A 16667-nucleotide genomic window follows, 5' to 3' on the forward strand; every position below is an offset into this window, starting at 1 on the left:
AAAGCACTGATGACCAAGCCTCTGATCTGAGCACGGCACGACATGCTGCTTTTTTACTTTGGACGGATGCCAGCCCTTGAGCCAAATGCGTACGTTGCCGCACTGAAGCCCCAGGGCCATGCGTGAGTCAATAGGTCCTCCTCATCACCCCAAGGCCATCTTCATGAAAAACCACCCATACATCCCAACAGCCATCTTGTGCCTGAGCCTGCTGACACTGACGGGTGCGCACGCCCAGACGCTGAGCAAAACCGAGTACAAGGCCAGTAAATCGCGCATCAGCGCAGAGTACAAAACCGAAAAAATGGCTTGCAATTCGCAGGCGGGCAATGCCAAGGACATCTGCGAAGAAGAAGCCAAAGGCAAAGAAAAAGTAGCACGCGCCGAACTGGAGTACAGCTTCACAGGCAAACCCGCCGACCGCAATCATGTGTTGGTCACCAAGGCCAAAGCGGCATACGAGGTGGCCAAAGAACGCTGTGACGATCAGGCGGGCAACGCCAAAAACGTGTGCATCGAAGAAGCCAAGGCGGCCGAAAAGAAAGCCTTGGCCAACGCCAAGATGAATAAAGACATAGGCGATGCCAAAAAAGACGCCGCGACAGAAAAGTTGGACGCTGACTACAAAGTGGCACACGAAAAGTGCGAGGCCCAAGCAGGCGATGCCAAAGCCAGCTGCATTGCTGACGCCAAAACCAAGTTCGGCAAACACTGAGTCACGACCCCAGTCTCACGGGCCAGAGGCACAAAGTGCCTTTGCGCCCTGCAGTCGATTCAGATTTCGCTGACCGGGCCGGTCATGCCCAATTTGATCGGCGACAATCGAGACTCTGACCGTGAACACCATGCAAGCCAAGACCCCCCCATTTTTGACGCTCCTCTTCGCCATCGCCGCTGGCGCTTTGATCCCCGCCTCGGCCGCCTTCGCTGCCAGCCACAAACCCGCCAAGCCTGCCGAGCATCAAAAGGCCTCCTCCAACAAGAAGGCCGCTGCTGCTGCCAATGCACTGCCCCCCTTGGCGGCCGAGGCCGCTTTGGCAGACAACGCCCCGGCACTCTCCGCCAAAGCCTGGCTGCTGATGGACTACGACTCCGGCCAAGTGCTCGCCTCGGCCAACGCCGACGAAGCCCTGCCACCGGCCTCGCTCACCAAGATGATGACCAGCTACATCGTCGAGCAGGCCCTGCGCACGGGCAAGCTCAAGCCCACCGACCTGGTTTCGGTCAGCCAAAACGCCTGGTGCCGAGGCTCTAGCACCGAGTCGTGCATGTACCTGCCACTCAACGGTCAGGCCACCGTCATTGACATCTTGCGCGGCATCATCATCCAGTCAGGCAACGACGCCTCCAAAGCAATTGCCGAGCACATGGCCGGCTCCGAAGCGGGCTTTGCCAAGCTGATGAACGCCGAAGCTCAGCGCCTGGGCATGACGCACACACATTTCGTCAACCCCACAGGCCTGCCCGACCCGACGCACAAATCGTCTGCGCGCGACCTCGCCATTCTGGCGCGCGCCATCATCGGGGGCAGCGCAGACTATTACCCGCTCTATGCGGAACGCGAATTCAAGTACAACGGCATCAAGCAAGGCAACCGCAATGCCCTGCTCTACACCGATCCCAGCGTGGATGGCTTAAAGACAGGCCACACCGATGAAGCCGGTTACTGCTTGGTCACCTCCTCCAAGCGCAACGACATGCGCCTGATCACGGTCATCCTCAACACCAACAGCCCCCAAGCACGCGCTGACCAGACCCGCACCATGCTGGGCTGGGGATTTGGCAACTTTGAAAAAACCACCCCGATTCAAGCCAACACTGTCGTCACGACAGCCAAGGTCCGCTTCGGCAAAGCAGCCACCGTTGCCGCAGGCTTGGGCGCACCGTGGCTCTTGACCGTGCCACGCGGGCAACAACAAGTGCAAACGACAGTGGAACTCACACCAGGCCTGGAAGCGCCTGTGGCAAAAGGTGCAGTGATCGGCAAAGTGATCGCCTCTGCCAACGGCAAACCCGTGGGCGAAGCGCCACTGGTGGCTCAAGCCGAGGTGGAACGCGCAGGCTTGCTGCTGCGCGGCTGGCAGCATGTGACGCAGTTGTTTGGCCAATAAGCGTCAACCAGGCCTGCCCTACAAACATCAGTCACCAAGGCACCTGCGGGTGCCTTTTTCATGGGCAGGCATCTGCAGACACCCTGCAAGGGCAGCTGCCCTCTTGGCGGGTTTAAACCAAGGCCTGCTTCGCCGCCACACGCGCCCGCGCCGCGTGCAGTTTTTTGTAGCTGTCAAGCAAGCGCTGGTGGCGGTCCAAGCCCTCCAGCTGCAAGCTGGTGGGCGTGAGGCCATGAAAGCGCACGCTGCCGTCCACCGAGCCGGTGGCCGCATCCATGCGCTCGTTGCCAAACATGCGCCGGAAATTCACCACGTAGTCTTCCAACGCCAACTCGTCATCCAGCGTGACTTCCAGCACCACATTCAGGGCTTGGTAAAACAAGCGGCGCTCCACCGTGTTGTCGTTGTATTGCAAGAAAGCGCCCACCAGCTCATGCGCCTCTTCCAGCTGCTGCAACGCCAAGTGAATCAAGAGCTTGAGCTCCATCACCGTCAACTGGCCCCACACCGTGTTGTCGTCAAACTCGATGCCGATCAGGGTGGCGATGTCCAGGTAATCGTCGAGCTCGTTGTTCTCCAAACGGTCGAGCAAGGCCTCCAAGGCTTCATCGTCCAAGCGGTGCAGGTTGAGCACATCGGCACGGAACAAGAGCGCTTTGTTGGTGTTGTCCCAGATCAAGTCGTCGATCGGGTACACCTCAGAATAGCCCGGCACCAAGATGCGGCAGGCGGTGGCGCCCAGTTGGTCGTGCACCGCCACATAGGCTTCTTTGCCCATGGCCTGCAAGATGCCGAACAGCTTGGCGGCCTCTTGGGCGGTGGCGTCGTGCCCTTGCGAAGAAAAATCCCACTCCACAAACTCGTGGTCGGCTTGGGCGCTGAAAAACCGCCACGACACGATGCCGCTGGAGTCAATGAAGTGCTCTACAAAATTATTGGGCTCAGTCACCGCGTTGCTGATGAAGGTGGGCGCGGGCAAGTCATTCAGGCCCTCAAAACTGCGGCCCTGCAGCAGCTCGGTCAGGCTGCGCTCGAGTGCCACCTCCAAGCGCGGGTGTGCGCCAAAAGAAGCGAACACACCGCCCGTGCGCGGGTTCATCAGGGTCACGCACATCACTGGGTACACACCACCGAGCGACGCGTCTTTGACCAAGACCGGGAAGCCCTGCGCCTCCAAAGCCTCGATGCCGGCCACGATGCCGGGGTACTTCGCGAGCACGGCTGGCGGTACATCGGGCAAAGCCATCTCGCCTTCCAAGATCTCGCGCTTGACGGCCCGCTCAAAAATTTCTGACAGGCACTGCACCTGCGCTTCGACCAGCGTGTTGCCCGCGCTCATGCCGTTGCTCACGAACAGGTTTTCCACCAAGTTGGACGGAAAGTAGACCACCTCACCGTCGGACTGGCGCACATAGGGCAGCGCACAAATGCCGCGCTCGGTGTTGCCCGAGTTGGTGTCGAACAGGTGCGATGCCTTGAGCTCGCCGTCGGGGTTGTAAACGCTCAGGCAATGCTTGTCCAACAAGCCCTTGGGCAGCGCGTCGCGCTTGCCGGGCTGGAACCAGCGCTCGCGGGGGTCGTGCACAAAGTCGGCCTGCGCAATGTCTTCGCCAAAAAACACGCCTGCATAAAAGTGGTTGTTGTTCAGGCGCTCGATGTATTCACCCAACGCCGAGGCCAAGGCACTCTCTTTGGTCGAGCCCTTGCCGTTGGTGAAGCACATGGGCGAATGCGCGTCGCGGATGTGCAGCGACCAGACGTTGGGCACCAAATTGCGCCAAGACGCGATCTCGATCTTGATGCCCAAGTTGGCCAAGACCGCGGTCATGTTGGCGATGGTCTGCTCCAGTGGCAAGTCCTTGCCCGCAATAAAGGTCTGCGCCTGCGCATCAGGGCTCAGGGTGAGTAAGGCCTGTGCGTCAGCGTCCAGGTTGTCCACCGCCTCAACGATGAAAGTGGGCCCCGCTTGAATCGCCTTTTTGACCGTGCAACGATCGATAGACCGCAAAATTCCCAAGCGGTCTTTGTCGGACATGTCGGCCGGCAACTCCACCTGGATCTTGATGGTCTGCAGGTAGCGGTTGTCGGGGTCCACGATGTTGTTTTGCGACAGGCGAATGTGCTCGGTCGAGATGTTGCGCGTCTGGCAATACAACTTCACAAAATACGCGGCACACAAAGCCGACGACGCCAAAAAGTAATCAAACGGTCCCGGCGCCGAGCCATCGCCCTTGTAGCGAATGGGCTGATCGGCCAGCACGGTGAAGTCGTCAAACTTGGCCTCCAGGCGCAGTTTGTCGAGAAAGTTGACTTTGATTTCCATGCGGTGGTTCCTAGGAATGGATGCGCCCCAGCGGTCGACTATCAGTCGATCAGCGGCTGGGTAGGTGAACAAAAGGTATGTAGGTTTACTGAACGGGGCAGCCCGGCAGTTTTCATCCTTGACCTTGTCGAATTCCCGGATATAGCACGATCCAGAACAATCAATAAGTCGGTCTCAGGGGTCAAGGATTCACTCATGCCACTGCCAATGGCCGCACATCTTTCAAACTGTCTTTCATTTGAATCTGCGCCACTTTCAGGTCATAAGCAGATTGCAGGTTGAGCCAATATTGCGGCGTTTGACCCAAGGCACGACCAAGGCGCAGAGCCAACTCGGCTGTAACAGGGCGATCGCCTTTGAGTAAATGCGATACACGCATGGCGGATACCCCAATGGCTTCGGCGAATGCAGCTTGGGTCATGGCCAGTTCTTCCAGTGTCTCGTGCAAGAACTCGCCTGGGTGGATGGCAGGCAGACCATCCACAGGATTTTTGGCAGTCATCTTCATCACTCCTCAGTGGTAATCCACAATTTCAACGTCATGCGCATGCCCATGCTCAAACCGAAAGCACAAACGCCAGCGGTCGTTGACACGAACGCTCCATTTACCGACAAGGTCACCCGTCAACGCCTCCAAGCGGTTGGAAGGCGGCATGCGCAAGTCATCCACTTCAACCGCCGCGTGAAGCTGCAAGAGGCGCATCACGGCTCGCTTGAGGATCTCAGGTGGCAGACGGCGCGATTTGCCCGTCGCAAACAGACGCTCAGTTTCGTCGCTGGCAAAGCTTTCGATCATGTCGCCATTATAAACAATTTGTTTATAAATAGCATTCCGCGTTGAATATCAAGGCAAAGATGACGCCTCAATGGTTCAATTGCCCCCAAGCCTTCTCCAGCCGCTTGATGCTGACCGGCTGCGGGGTGCGCAGTTCTTGCGCAAAGAAGCTCACGCGCAGCTCTTCGAGTAGCCAGCGGAACTCCAGCATGCGGGCGTCTTGCGCGCCTTTGCGTTCGGCCACCAGGCGCCAGTAGCGTTGTTCTTGGGGTTTGAGCTCAGCCAAGCGCTGGGCGTCGCGGGCGGGGTCGGCGCGGTATTTGTCCAGGCGCAGGGTGATGGCCTTGAGGTAGCGGGCGTAATGCTGCAACTGCGGCCAGGGGGTGGCGGCCATGAAGTTTTTGGGCATCAGGCGTTGCAGTTGCTGCGTGCAGTCTACCGTCGCGTCGGGGGCGTTTTTGGTGTCCTTGATCTTGCGGGTGGCTGCGCCAAACTCCAGCAAGATGGTGCCTGCCAGCCGGGCCACTTCGTTGGCGATCAGGGTCAGGCGGCCCCGGCCCTCGTCGATGCGGCGCTTGAATGTGGCCTCATCGTTGGGCAGCGGGTCGAGCAAGAAGGCGCGGTCCAGGGCTACATCGATGATCTGGGTTTTCAACTCGTCGGCGGTGCCCAGCGGCATGTAGGCCACGGCCATTTTTTGCAGGTCGGGGATGTTTTTCTCAAGGTATTTGAGCGCGTCTTTGATCTGCAGCGCAAACAGGCGGCGCAGGCCCGCTCGGTTTTTGCTGGCGGCCACTTCGGGTTCGTCAAACACTTCGATGGTGACGGCGTCTTGCACGTCCACCAGCGCGGGGAAGCCAATCAAGGTCTGGCCGCCTTTGCTGATTTCCATCAGCTCCGGCAGTTCACCAAAGGTCCAGACGGTGTAGCGCTGGGGGGCGATGGGCTGGGGGGTGGCTGGCTTTTCCCCTCGGGCTGAGGTGTTGCGTCCGACCGCATCGCGCTGAGGCAAATGGGGGTCTGACCCCGATTTTTTGGTGTCCCCCTTGTTTGGGGGTTCAGAGGCAGAAGCAGGCGCTGCCGCCACCTTCAGCTGCGCAAGTGCCTGGAATGCACCCCGCGCTTTGGCACCCAGCTCGCCTTTGAGCGCCCCCAGATTGCGGCCCATGCCCAGCTGGCGGCCGTGCTCGTCCACCACCAGCAGGTTCATGAACAAATGCGGGCTGAGCATCTCGTGTTTGAAGTCGGTGCGCTTGACGTCCAAGCTGGTTTCGTCGCGCACTTTTTTGAGCAGCACGTCGGTGAGCGACCCACTGCCAAACAATTCGGGCACCGACAGCTCGGCGGCCAAGCGGGTGGCCGATTCGGGCAGCGGCACGAAGCGGCTGCGCGGGCGTTGCGGCAGGCTTTTGAGCAGGGCCTGGATCTTGTCTTTGAGCAGGCCGGGCACCAGCCATTCACAGCGGTCTTCGCTGACCTGGTTCAGCACAAACAAAGGCACCGTCACGGTGACACCGTCGCGGGCATCACCCGGCTCGTGCAAATACGTGGCTTGGCAGTCGGTGCCGCCCAGTCGGATGTGTTTGGGGAAGGCCTGCGTGGTGATGCCTGCGGCTTCGTGGCGCATCAGCTCTTCGCGGGTCAGCAACAGCAGGCGTGGCTGCTTGGCGCTCTCGGTGCGGTACCAGTTCTCCAGCAGGCGGCCGCTGCACACGTCGGCGGGCAGTTGCTGGTCATAAAAAGCGTAGATCAGCTCGTCGTCCACCAACACGTCTTGGCGGCGCGACTTGTGTTCCAGCTCTTCGACCTTGGCGATCATCTTGTGGTTAGCGGCCAGGAACGGCAGCTTGGTTTCCCACTGGTCGCCCACCAGCGCTTCGCGGATGAAAATCTCGCGTGCCCCATGCAGGTCCACCCGGCTGTAGGGCGTGCGGCGGCCGCTGTAGACCACCAGGCCGTAAAGCGTGGCCCGCTCCAGCGCCACCACTTCGGCCGATTTCTTTTCCCAATGCGGGTCGAGCAGTTGCTTCTTGAGCAGGTGCGCGCCGACCTGCTCAAGCCACTGCGGCTCAATCGCGGCAATGCCCCGGCCAAACAGGCGCGTGGTCTCCACCAGCTCGGCCACCACGATCCAGCGACCCGGTTTTTTGCTCAGGTGCGCGCCGGGGTGTTTGTGAAACTTGATGCCGCGCGCGCCGAGATAGGCCTCTTCGTCTTCGAGTTTGTAGCCCACGTTGCCCAGCAGACCCGCCAGCATGGACAGGTGCAACTGCTCATACGTGGCAGGCTGGGTGTTGATGCGCCACTTGTGTTCGGCCACCACGGTGAGCAGCTGGGTGTGCGTGTCGCGCCACTCGCGCACACGGCGAATGTTGATGAAGTTCTGGCGCAGCAGTTGCTCGTATTGGCGGTTGCTCAGCTTGTGCTGCGGAGCTTCTTGCGCCGCCATCTGCCGCCCTTTAATTGGCATAATTGGCATAATTGGGGTCAGATCCCGATTATTTGCACCCTGTGACGCAGGCGAATTTAATTGGGATCTGACCCCGATTGTTTTGGTGGGTCCGCCTCGGGCGTCGTGAATCCATTTCCACAGCTTCAGATAGCCGGTGAACTCGCTTTTGTCGTCGTCGAACTTGGCGTGTTGCTGGTCGGCTTGGGCCTGCAAGTCCATGGGGCGGTCGCGCACGTCTTGCACGCTCATGGCGCTGGCAATGACCAGCACTTCCTCCAGGGCGTTGCGGCCACGCGCTTCCAAAATCATGCGGCCCACGCGGGGGTCGAGCGGCAGGCGGGCCAGCTCTTGGCCAATGGGGGTCAGCTCGTTGTCGTCATCCACCGCGCCCAGCTCGGCCAGCAATTGGTAGCCGTCGGTGATGGCACGTTTGGAGGGCGCTTCGATGAACGGAAAGTCTTCCACCACACCCAGGTGCAGCGACTTCATGCGCAAGATCACGCCTGCCAAAGACGAGCGCAAAATTTCCGGATCCGTGAAGCGCGGGCGGCCTGCAAAGTCTTTGTCGTCGTAAAGCCGGATGCAAATGCCATTGGCCACGCGGCCGCAGCGGCCCGCCCGCTGGTTGGCGGCGGCTTGGCTGATGGGCTCGACCATCAGCTGCTCAACCTTGCTGCGCAGGCTGTAGCGCTTGACCCGCGCCGTGCCTGCGTCGATCACATAACGGATGCCAGGCACCGTCAATGAGGTTTCGGCCACGTTGGTGGCCAGCACAATGCGGCGGCCGTTGGACGCTTCAAAAATCTGGTCCTGCTCGGCCTGCGACAGGCGGGCAAACAGGGGCAGCACTTCGGCGTTGCGCGTGAGCGGCTGGTGCACCAAGTGTTTACGCAGGTGGTCGGCAGCCTCGCGGATTTCGCGCTCACCGGGCAAAAAGATCAGGATGTCGCCCCCTGCCCCGCCCTGCCAGAGTTCGTCCACCGCATCGGCCATGGCCTCGTTCAGGCCATAGTCACGCGACTCTTCAAACGGCCGGTAGCGCTGCTCCACCGGGAAGGTGCGGCCAGACACCATGATGACCGGGGCCGGTCCTTGGCGCGAGGCAAAGTGTTTGGCAAAGCGGTCCGCGTCGATGGTGGCCGAGGTGACGACGATCTTCAGGTCCGGCCTGCGCGGCAGGATCTGGCGCAGGTAGCCCAGCAAGAAGTCGATGTTCAGGCTGCGTTCGTGCGCCTCGTCGATGATGATGGTGTCGTAGGCCTGCAGCAGCGGGTCGGTTTGCGTTTCGGCCAGCAAAATGCCGTCGGTCATGAGCTTGACCGAGGCGTTTTTGGAGAGTCGATCCTGAAAGCGCACCTTGAAACCCACCACCTCGCCCAGTGGCGTTTTGAGTTCTTCGGCAATCCGTTTGGCCACCGAGCTGGCCGCAATCCGCCGGGGCTGGGTGTGGCCGATCATCCGCGCCCGCTCGCCCGGCTTGGCGTTGAGCTTGCCACGCCCCAGCATGAGGGCGATTTTGGGCAGCTGCGTGGTCTTGCCCGAGCCGGTTTCACCGCAAACGATGATGACCTGGTGCTGATCCATGGCGGCCATGATTTCGTCACGGCGGGCCGAGACCGGCAGGCCTTCGGGGAAGTCGATTTGGAGGGGGGTGTCGGACAAAGCGGAAACTTCTGTGAAAATCAAAGCAAGAACAGCTGGGGATTATCCCAGCCCCACGCCCACACTGCCCGAAACGCTTGATTGCCCATGTCCACAGTCTTCAACTTCACCTTCGTGCCCTGGTTCCGGTCGGTGGCGCCCTACATCCACATGCACCGCGGCAAGACTTTTGTGGTGGGCATCGCGGGCGAGGCCATTGCAGCGGGCAAGCTGGGCCTGATTGCACAGGACCTGGCGCTGATCCAGAGCATGGGCGTGAAGATCGTGCTGGTGCATGGCTTTCGGCCGCAGGTGAACGAGCAGCTGGCGGCCAAAGGCCATGTGCCAAAGTATTCGCACGGCATGCGCATCACCGACGAGGTGGCGCTGGACTGCGCGCAAGAGGCCGCAGGCCAGCTGCGTTACGAGATCGAAGCGGCCTTCAGCCAGGGCCTGCCCAACACGCCGATGGCGGGCTCCACGGTGCGGGTGATTTCGGGCAACTTCATCACGGCGCGCCCGGTGGGCATTGTGGATGGCGTGGATTTCCGGCATTCGGGTCTGGTGCGCAAGGTGGACGTGGACGGCATCATGCGCACACTGGACATGGGCGCGATGGTGCTGTTGTCGCCCTTTGGCTTCTCGCCCACGGGTGAGGCTTTCAACCTGACCATGGAAGAAGTCGCCACCAGCGTGGCCGCCGAGCTGCAGGCCGACAAGCTGATTTTTGTGACCGAGATTCCAGGCATCCGCATCCACCCGAACGAGCCGGCCAGCGAAGACAACCCGATCGACACCGAGCTGCCTTTGGCCGCGGCCAAGAAGCTGCTGGCAGAGTCGCCCAACCCCACTCAGCCAACCGACTTGGCGTTTTATCTGCAGCACTGCGTGAAGGCGTGCGAAGAAGGCGTGGAGCGCAGCCACATCCTGCCCTTTGCGGTGGATGGCGCTTTGTTGTTGGAGATTTATGTGCACGACGGCATCGGCACCATGGTCATTGATGAAAAGCTCGAAGAACTGCGGGAAGCAACTTCCGACGATGTGGGTGGCATCTTGCAACTGATCGAGCCGTTTGAGAAAGACGGCACGCTGGTCAAACGCGACCGCACCGAGATCGAGCGCGACATCGATCACTACACCATCATCGACCACGACGGCGTGATCTTTGCCTGCGCAGCGCTCTACCCCTACCCCGAAGCCAAGACGGCCGAGATGGCGGCGCTGACCGTGTCACCCCAGTCGCAAGGCCAGGGCGATGGTGAAAAAGTGCTCAAACGCGTGGAGCAACGCGCCCGGGCCATGGGCCTGAAAAGCATCTTTGTGCTGACCACGCGCACCATGCACTGGTTCATCAAACGCGGTTTTGTGCAGGTCGACCCCGACTGGCTGCCCGAAGCGCGCAAACGCAAATACAACTGGGACCGCAAGAGCCTGGTGCTGGTCAAGAAACTCTGAGCCCATTCAAGCGGAGCATCGCGCACGGGGTGCAGCTCCTACAAATGCCGCGCTGCCACCTGTAGGAGCAGCGCCCTGCGCGCGATGGACTGTGGTCAGCGGCTGCGCCAAACCTGCACAGCGATCAGCAAGCCCATCAGCGCAAACCCGACAAAAGCCACGAACGACCAATTGGCAATCGAGCCGCCGAGGAAGGTCCAGTCGACCTTGGTGCAGTCGCCGCTGCCTTTGAAGATCATGGGAATGGCGCGGTTGATCGGGAAGTTTTCGACCATGCCGTAAAAATCACGGCCGCAGGTGACGATCTCGGGTGGGTACCACTGCAGCCAGCTTTGGCGGGCGGCCACAAATGCGCCAAAACCGGCCATCAGCGCCAGCAACACGCCCAACACAGCTACAGCGCCGGGCTTGCGCAAGCGCGAACCCACCCAAGCGATGAGCATCACCCCGATCAGAGCATAGCGCTGCACGATGCACATGGGGCAAGGGTTCAGGCCCACCACATGTTGCAGGTACAGGCCAAACGCCAGCATGCCGATGCACGAGAGCGCGATCAGCAACATCCAGCGGTTGAAGGAGATGGAAAACAGTTTCATGGGGATGCGAATTTCCAATAGAAAACGGGAGCATTGTGCTCCCGTTGTCTGGAGGATGGCGTGACGCAGATCACAAAGCCATCAGGCCCGTCCTGAAATATCAGGCGTCGGCAAACGCCCGCTCGATCACAAAGGCGCCAGGGGTGCTGGTGTTGCCTTCTTTGAGACCGCTTTCTTCGCAGATGCGCTTGAGGTCTTTGAGCATTTCGGGCGAGCCGCAGATCATGATGCGGTCGGTTTCGGGGTTGAGCTTGGGCAGGCCCAAGTCAGCGAACAGCTTGCCGTTTTCGATCAGATCGGTCACGCGGCCCTGGTTTTTATAGGGTTCGCGGGTCACGGTGGGGTAGTAAAGCAGTTGTTTGCTCACCATCTCGCCCAAGAACTCGTTGGCCGGCAGGTCCTTGGTGATGTAGTCGTGATACGCCAGCTCGTTGACCTGACGCACGCCGTGCACCAGGATGACTTTTTCGAAACGCTCATAGGTTTCGGGGTCACGGATGATGCTCATGAAAGGGGCCAGGCCCGTGCCGGTGGACATCAGGTACAGGTTTTTGCCAGGCAGCAGGTAGTCGCACAGCAAGGTGCCCGTGGGCTTGCGGCCCACCACAATGGTGTCGCCCACCTGGATGTGTTGCAGCTTGGAGGTCAGCGGACCATCGGGCACCTTGATGCTCAAGAACTCGAGGTGCTCTTCGTAGTTGGCGCTGGCGATCGAATAGGCGCGCAGCAGCGGTTTGCCGCTTTCCTGACGCAGGCCAATCATGGTGAAGTGACCATTCGAAAAACGCAGGGCCTGGTCACGCGTGGTGGTGAAACTGAACAGGCGGTCGGTCCAGTGGTGAACGCTCAGAACGCGTTCTTCGAGAAATGCACTCATGAAATCTTTTTGGGTTGGAGGCCAGGGCAAGAGTCCCGTGGCCACTGAGGGGAGCTGAAAGCTTGCTACAGTTGCGTTTGGAATGACCGCGCGAGAAGTCGACCTGTCGCAAAACAGGCGGTATTTTCGCCCGAACCGCTTACAACTGGAAATACTGAAATTTTATATCCGTATAACCAGTGCTTCTTAAGATAGATCAAGGCAAGACACACATGGCACGCACCGTTCAATGCATCAAACTCGGCACCGAAGCAGAAGGCTTGGACTTCGCGCCCTATCCTGGCGAATTGGGCAAGCGCATCTGGGAGAGCGTGAGCAAGCAGGCCTGGGCCGACTGGCTCAAGCACCAGACCATGCTGGTCAATGAAAACCGCCTGAACCTGGCGGATCTGCGCGCCCGCCAGTACCTGGCCCGTCAGATGGAAAAGCATTTCTTTGGCGAAGGGGCTGACGCGGCACAAGGCTTCGTGCCCCCACCTGCCAACTGAGTTTGAGCTCGACGCCTTTGGACGGTGGCCCCCAGGCGCGCCGCGCACTGGTCATCGGTGCAGGCCTGTCGGGCTCGGCCGTGGCGCACAGCCTGGCATCGCGCGGCTGGTCCGTCATGGTGCTCGACCAAGCCGAAGGGGTGGGCGCGGGCGCATCGGGTTTGCCTGCGGGTTTGGCCGCGCCCCATGTCTCGCCCGACGACAACGTGCTCTCGCGCATCACACGGGCTGGCGTTCAGGCCACACTGCAGCGCGCCCAGGCACTGCTGCAAAGCGGCACCGACTGGGCCCTGACCGGGGTTCTGGAACACAACCTGGCCGGGAAACGCAGGCTGCCCACGGGCAATGCCGTCCCTGAGGAAGCTCAGGACAACACCAACGAATGCAGCACCCAAGCCAGCGAAGAACAAGTCGCTGCGGCTGGACTGCCCCCGGGCACACCCGCGCTGTGGCATGCGCGGGCGGGCTGGATCAGGCCCCGGCAACTGGTGGCAGCGCAGCTGCAAACACCGGGCGTGCAGGTTCTGTGGGGGCGCAAGGCCAATGCCATTGAGCGGCGCGGTGAGCTGTGGGTCGTGACCGATGCCCAAGGCCAGACTTTGGGCCAGGCCCCCTTGATGGTGGTGGCCAGTGCTTTTGACAGCCTGGCTTTGCTGCGGCCACTGCCCGGCTTTGCCGTGCCACTGAACCCCTTGCGTGGGCAAATCAGCTTTGGCCACATGCACGGCTTGACCGATGCCCAGCGCCGGCTGCTGCCGCCCTTCCCAGTCAATGGCCACGGCAGCTTCATCAGCAACGTGCCCACACCGAACGGTCAGCCCGGCTGGTACATCGGCTCCACCTTTGAGCGCAACTGCGAACAAGCCCCCGTGCGAGAAGAAGACCACGCCGCCAACCAGCTGCGCTTGGCCACTTTGCTGCCCAACTTGGGCGCGGCCATGCAACACCAGTTTGGCCCTGAACACATACACGGCTGGGCCGGCTTGCGCTGCACCCTGCCCAACCGCCTGCCCGCAGTGGGCCCCATCGACAGCGAGCGGCTGCCCGGCCTGTGGCTGTGCGCGGGCATGGGGGCACGCGGCATCAGCTTGGCGGTGCTGTGCGGCGAACTCACGGCCGCCTGGTTGTGCAAGGAGCCTCTGCCTCTGGAGCCCGCTTTGGCCAAGCACTTGACGGCCGAGCGCTACATCGGAAAAGCCAAGCCCCCATGACAACAGGCCCATGACCCGGGCCTGTTTTGCTTGAAGACTGTGAAGCTTTACTTCATCGCATCCGCCGGGCGGCGCGATTTCACATACGCGTCGGTCGGCTGGTAAGCCTTACCGTCGGCATACCGCCACTGGACCATGGTGCCTTTGCCGCCGCGCAAATCGAGCTTGCCCACATAGGCGCCCATGGTGGACTGTTGGTCAATGGCGCGGAATTCGGCCGGGCCAAAGGGGGTGCTGAATTTCAGGCCCCGCATGGCGATGACCAACTTCTCGTTGTCCACACTGCCAGCCTTTTTGATGCCCGCAAAGATCGACTGCATCGTGGCGTAGCCCACCACCGAGCCCACCTTGGGGTTCTCGTTGAACTTCTTGTAGTAGTTCGCGGCAAAGCTCGCGTGCTCTTTGTTGTCGAGCTGGTCCCAGGGGTAACCGGTCACGATCCAGCCCTTGGGCGTTTCGTCTTTCAGCACTTCCAGGTATTCAGGCTCGCCCGACAGCAACGACACCACCGGGGTCTTGGGGAAGACGTTGCGTTGGTTGCCTTCGCGCACCAGTTTGGCCAAGTCGGCACCAAAGGTCACATTGAAAATCGCGTCAGGCTTCGCTGCAGTGGTGGCGGTCAGCGTGCTGCCCGCGTCGATCTTGCCTTGGGCGGGCCACTGCTCGCTCACAAACTCCACATCGGGTCGCTTGGCTTTGAGCAACTCCTTGAAGCTGGCCACGGCGCTTTGGCCGTATTCGTAGTTGGGCGCAATCGTGGCCCAGCGCTTGGCGGGCAGCTTGGCCGCTTCTTCCACCAGCATGGCCGCTTGCATGTAAGTGCTGGGGCGCAGGCGGAAGGTGTAGCGGTTGCCTTTGTCCCAGACGATGGCGTCGGTCAAGGGCTCGCTGGCCACAAACAGGCGTTTGTTCTTTTGGGCGTGGTCGGCCAAGGCCAGGCCCACGTTGGACAAAAAGCCCCCGGCGAGCACGTCGACCTTTTCCTTGGACGTCAGCTCGATGGCGTGGCGCAAAGCTTCTTCGGGCTTGCCCGCGTCGTCCCGAGCGATGACTTCGACCTTGCGACCGAGCAAGCCGCCTTGGGCGTTGATTTCTTCCACGGCCAATTGCCAGCCTTGCTTGTAGGGCTGGGTGAACTGCGGGATGGCGGAATAGCTGTTGATCTCGCCGATCTTGATGGGGGTCTGGGCGAATGCTGCGCTGCTGGCGGCCAAGGCCAGCCAGCTGGCCGTCCTCAAGTGCTGGATAAGGTGCTTCATAAGGTCCTAGAGGGGTTAGCGTGAAAGGCGTGACTTTACCAGCGTGATCCGCCCCTGTCGCAACAGTGACATTTCATGAAAACGCTGCGCGCCCTCGACGTCCACCACTTCATGCGTCAGGCTCTGAACCCGATTCAGAAATCGGTCGGTGTCGCCTACATGCGGCGCAATGGGCTCTTCATGAAAATAATCGCCCCCATGAAACAAACAGACCTGTCCCGATTCCATGTGGCCTTGATCATGGGCGGCGCTGCCGTGATGCTGAGTTTGGCCATGGGCATGCGCCAAAGCTTTGGCCTGCTGCAGCCGCACATGATCCGCGAGATCGGCATCACGGCCGCCGATTTTTCGCTGGCCATCGCCATCCAGAACATCGTGTGGGGCGCCACACAACCCTTCATGGGCATCTTGGCCGACCGGCATGGGGCGCGCCCCGTGGCTTTGCTGGGGGTGGCGGTTTATGCCTTGGGACTGGCCTTTGCCCTCACCGCGTCATCGGCCTGGGGCGTGACCCTGGGCATGGGTCTGTGTGTGGGTTTGGCCTTGTCGTGCACCGCATCCAACATCGCCATGAGCGTGACCGCCAAAGCCGTCTCACCCCTGCAGCGCAGCATGGCCATGGGCTCGGTGTCTGCCTTGGGCTCTTTGGGTTTGACCTTGGCCTCGCCCATGGCGCAGCACCTTATCAGTACTGCGGGCTGGCAAGCGGCGGTGATCGGCTTTCTGGGCCTGGTGGCCGTGATGGTGCCCGCCGCTTTCATGGCCAGCCGGGCGGACCAGATCGAGGTGCCTGCGCCTCTGGGCGCGGCACAAACGGTTGGCGAGGCCGTGCGCGAGGCCTTGGGCCATCGGGGCTACCTGGTGCTGGCCATCGCGTTTTTTGTGTGCGGCTTGCAATTGGTGTTCATCACCACCCATTTGCCCACTTACCTGGACATTTGTGGCATGGACCCCAGCGTGGGCAGCACGGCGCTGGCGCTGGTGGGCCTGTTCAACGTGATCGGCTCTTACCTGTTCGGCTGGTTGGGCGGCAAGTATTCCAAACGCATGCTGCTGGGCGGCATCTATGTGCTGCGCTCCATCTTTATTGCGGTGTATTTTTTGATGCCGCCCACGCCCACCAGCACCTTGGTCTTTGCCGCCGCCATGGGGACGCTGTGGCTGGGGGTGGTGCCGCTGGTGTCGGGGCTGGTGATCCATCTGTTCGGTTTGCGCTACATGGCCACTTTGTCGGGGGTGGCGTTTTTCAGCCACCAGGTGGGCTCCTTCATCGGCGCTTGGGGCGGCGGTTTGATTTACAGCCGCTTGGGCAATTACGACCTGGCTTGGCAAGGTGCCGTGGCCATTGGTTTGGCAGCAGGCCTGTTTCAAATGACCATGAATGTGAGACCTTCGGCCCGGATCTTGGCAGAGCGACCCGCAGCGCTTGGCGCCTGACAGCGCTCTTATATCGATTTGGCATATATCTACAACCAATAA

Annotated in this window: 13 protein-coding genes; 6 read left to right on the forward strand and 7 right to left on the reverse strand. The window is 60.8% G+C overall.

Annotation, left to right across the window (positions count from 1 at the left end; genetic code table 11):
• Positions 1-163: 163 nt before the first annotated feature.
• Both B9Z52_RS02635 and B9Z52_RS02640 read left to right on the forward strand, forming a co-directional pair.
• The gene (locus B9Z52_RS02635; protein ID WP_108412278.1) at positions 164-715 is read left to right on the forward strand and encodes a hypothetical protein; all 552 of its coding nucleotides are present in this window, start codon (positions 164-166) and stop codon (positions 713-715) included.
• Positions 716-845: 130 nt separating this feature from the next.
• Positions 846-2111 carry a D-alanyl-D-alanine carboxypeptidase family protein gene (locus B9Z52_RS02640; RefSeq protein ID WP_108412279.1) on the forward strand — a complete coding sequence of 422 codons (1266 nt, stop codon included), beginning with the start codon at positions 846-848 and terminating at the stop codon, positions 2109-2111.
• Between the two features lie 112 nt (positions 2112-2223).
• On the opposite strand, the gene B9Z52_RS02645 is transcribed toward B9Z52_RS02640, so the two are convergent.
• The 4 genes from B9Z52_RS02645 to hrpA all read right to left on the reverse strand — a co-directional run bounded on the left by B9Z52_RS02645 (position 2224) and on the right by hrpA (position 9323).
• Positions 2224-4434: an OsmC domain/YcaO domain-containing protein gene (locus tag B9Z52_RS02645; RefSeq protein WP_108412280.1), complete on the reverse strand. Its 2211-nt coding sequence runs from the start codon at positions 4432-4434 to the stop codon at positions 2224-2226.
• A gap of 193 nt (positions 4435-4627) precedes the next feature.
• Positions 4628-4936 carry a HigA family addiction module antitoxin gene (locus B9Z52_RS02650; protein WP_108287065.1) on the reverse strand — a complete coding sequence of 103 codons (309 nt, stop codon included), beginning with the start codon at positions 4934-4936 and terminating at the stop codon, positions 4628-4630.
• 12 nt (positions 4937-4948) lie between these two features.
• Positions 4949-5230: a type II toxin-antitoxin system RelE/ParE family toxin gene (locus B9Z52_RS02655; protein WP_108412281.1), complete on the reverse strand. Its 282-nt coding sequence runs from the start codon at positions 5228-5230 to the stop codon at positions 4949-4951.
• 67 nt (positions 5231-5297) lie between these two features.
• Complete coding sequence (hrpA, locus tag B9Z52_RS02660; protein ID WP_108412360.1) at positions 5298-9323, reverse strand: ATP-dependent RNA helicase HrpA; 4026 nt, start codon at positions 9321-9323, stop codon at positions 5298-5300.
• Between the two features lie 87 nt (positions 9324-9410).
• On the opposite strand from hrpA, the gene argA reads away from it, so the two are divergent.
• A complete protein-coding gene (argA, locus tag B9Z52_RS02665; protein ID WP_108412282.1) occupies positions 9411-10757 on the forward strand; it encodes an amino-acid N-acetyltransferase in 1347 nt (448 codons plus the stop codon).
• A gap of 95 nt (positions 10758-10852) precedes the next feature.
• Here argA and B9Z52_RS02670 read toward each other — a convergent pair whose 3' ends face one another.
• On the reverse strand, positions 10853-11353 hold the full coding sequence (locus B9Z52_RS02670; protein WP_108412283.1) for a disulfide bond formation protein B: 501 nt from the start codon (positions 11351-11353) through the stop codon (positions 10853-10855).
• 100 nt (positions 11354-11453) lie between these two features.
• Positions 11454-12230 (reverse strand): ferredoxin--NADP reductase, encoded by a 777-nt coding sequence (locus B9Z52_RS02675; RefSeq protein WP_108412284.1) that lies wholly within the window; start codon positions 12228-12230, stop codon positions 11454-11456.
• Between the two features lie 212 nt (positions 12231-12442).
• Here B9Z52_RS02675 and B9Z52_RS02680 point away from each other — a divergent pair, with 212 nt between their 5' ends.
• Entirely contained in the window at positions 12443-12718 is a 276-nt protein-coding gene (locus B9Z52_RS02680) for an oxidative damage protection protein (RefSeq protein ID WP_108412285.1), read from the forward strand.
• Positions 12719-12720: 2 nt separating this feature from the next.
• Positions 12721-13929: an FAD-dependent 5-carboxymethylaminomethyl-2-thiouridine(34) oxidoreductase MnmC gene (mnmC, locus tag B9Z52_RS02685; RefSeq protein WP_233251779.1), complete on the forward strand. Its 1209-nt coding sequence runs from the start codon at positions 12721-12723 to the stop codon at positions 13927-13929.
• A gap of 47 nt (positions 13930-13976) precedes the next feature.
• Here the strand turns inward: mnmC and B9Z52_RS02690 are convergent, their stop codons facing one another.
• Complete coding sequence (locus B9Z52_RS02690) at positions 13977-15188, reverse strand: ABC transporter substrate-binding protein (RefSeq protein WP_233251780.1); 1212 nt, start codon at positions 15186-15188, stop codon at positions 13977-13979.
• Between the two features lie 75 nt (positions 15189-15263).
• Between B9Z52_RS02690 and B9Z52_RS02695 the strand changes: the two genes are divergently transcribed.
• Entirely contained in the window at positions 15264-16625 is a 1362-nt protein-coding gene (locus B9Z52_RS02695; protein WP_233251781.1) for an MFS transporter, read from the forward strand.
• The last annotated feature ends 42 nt before the right edge of the window (positions 16626-16667 follow it).

The sequence above is a fragment of the Limnohabitans sp. Jir72 genome, from assembly GCF_003063575.1.
Classification (GTDB): domain Bacteria; phylum Pseudomonadota; class Gammaproteobacteria; order Burkholderiales; family Burkholderiaceae_C; genus Limnohabitans_A.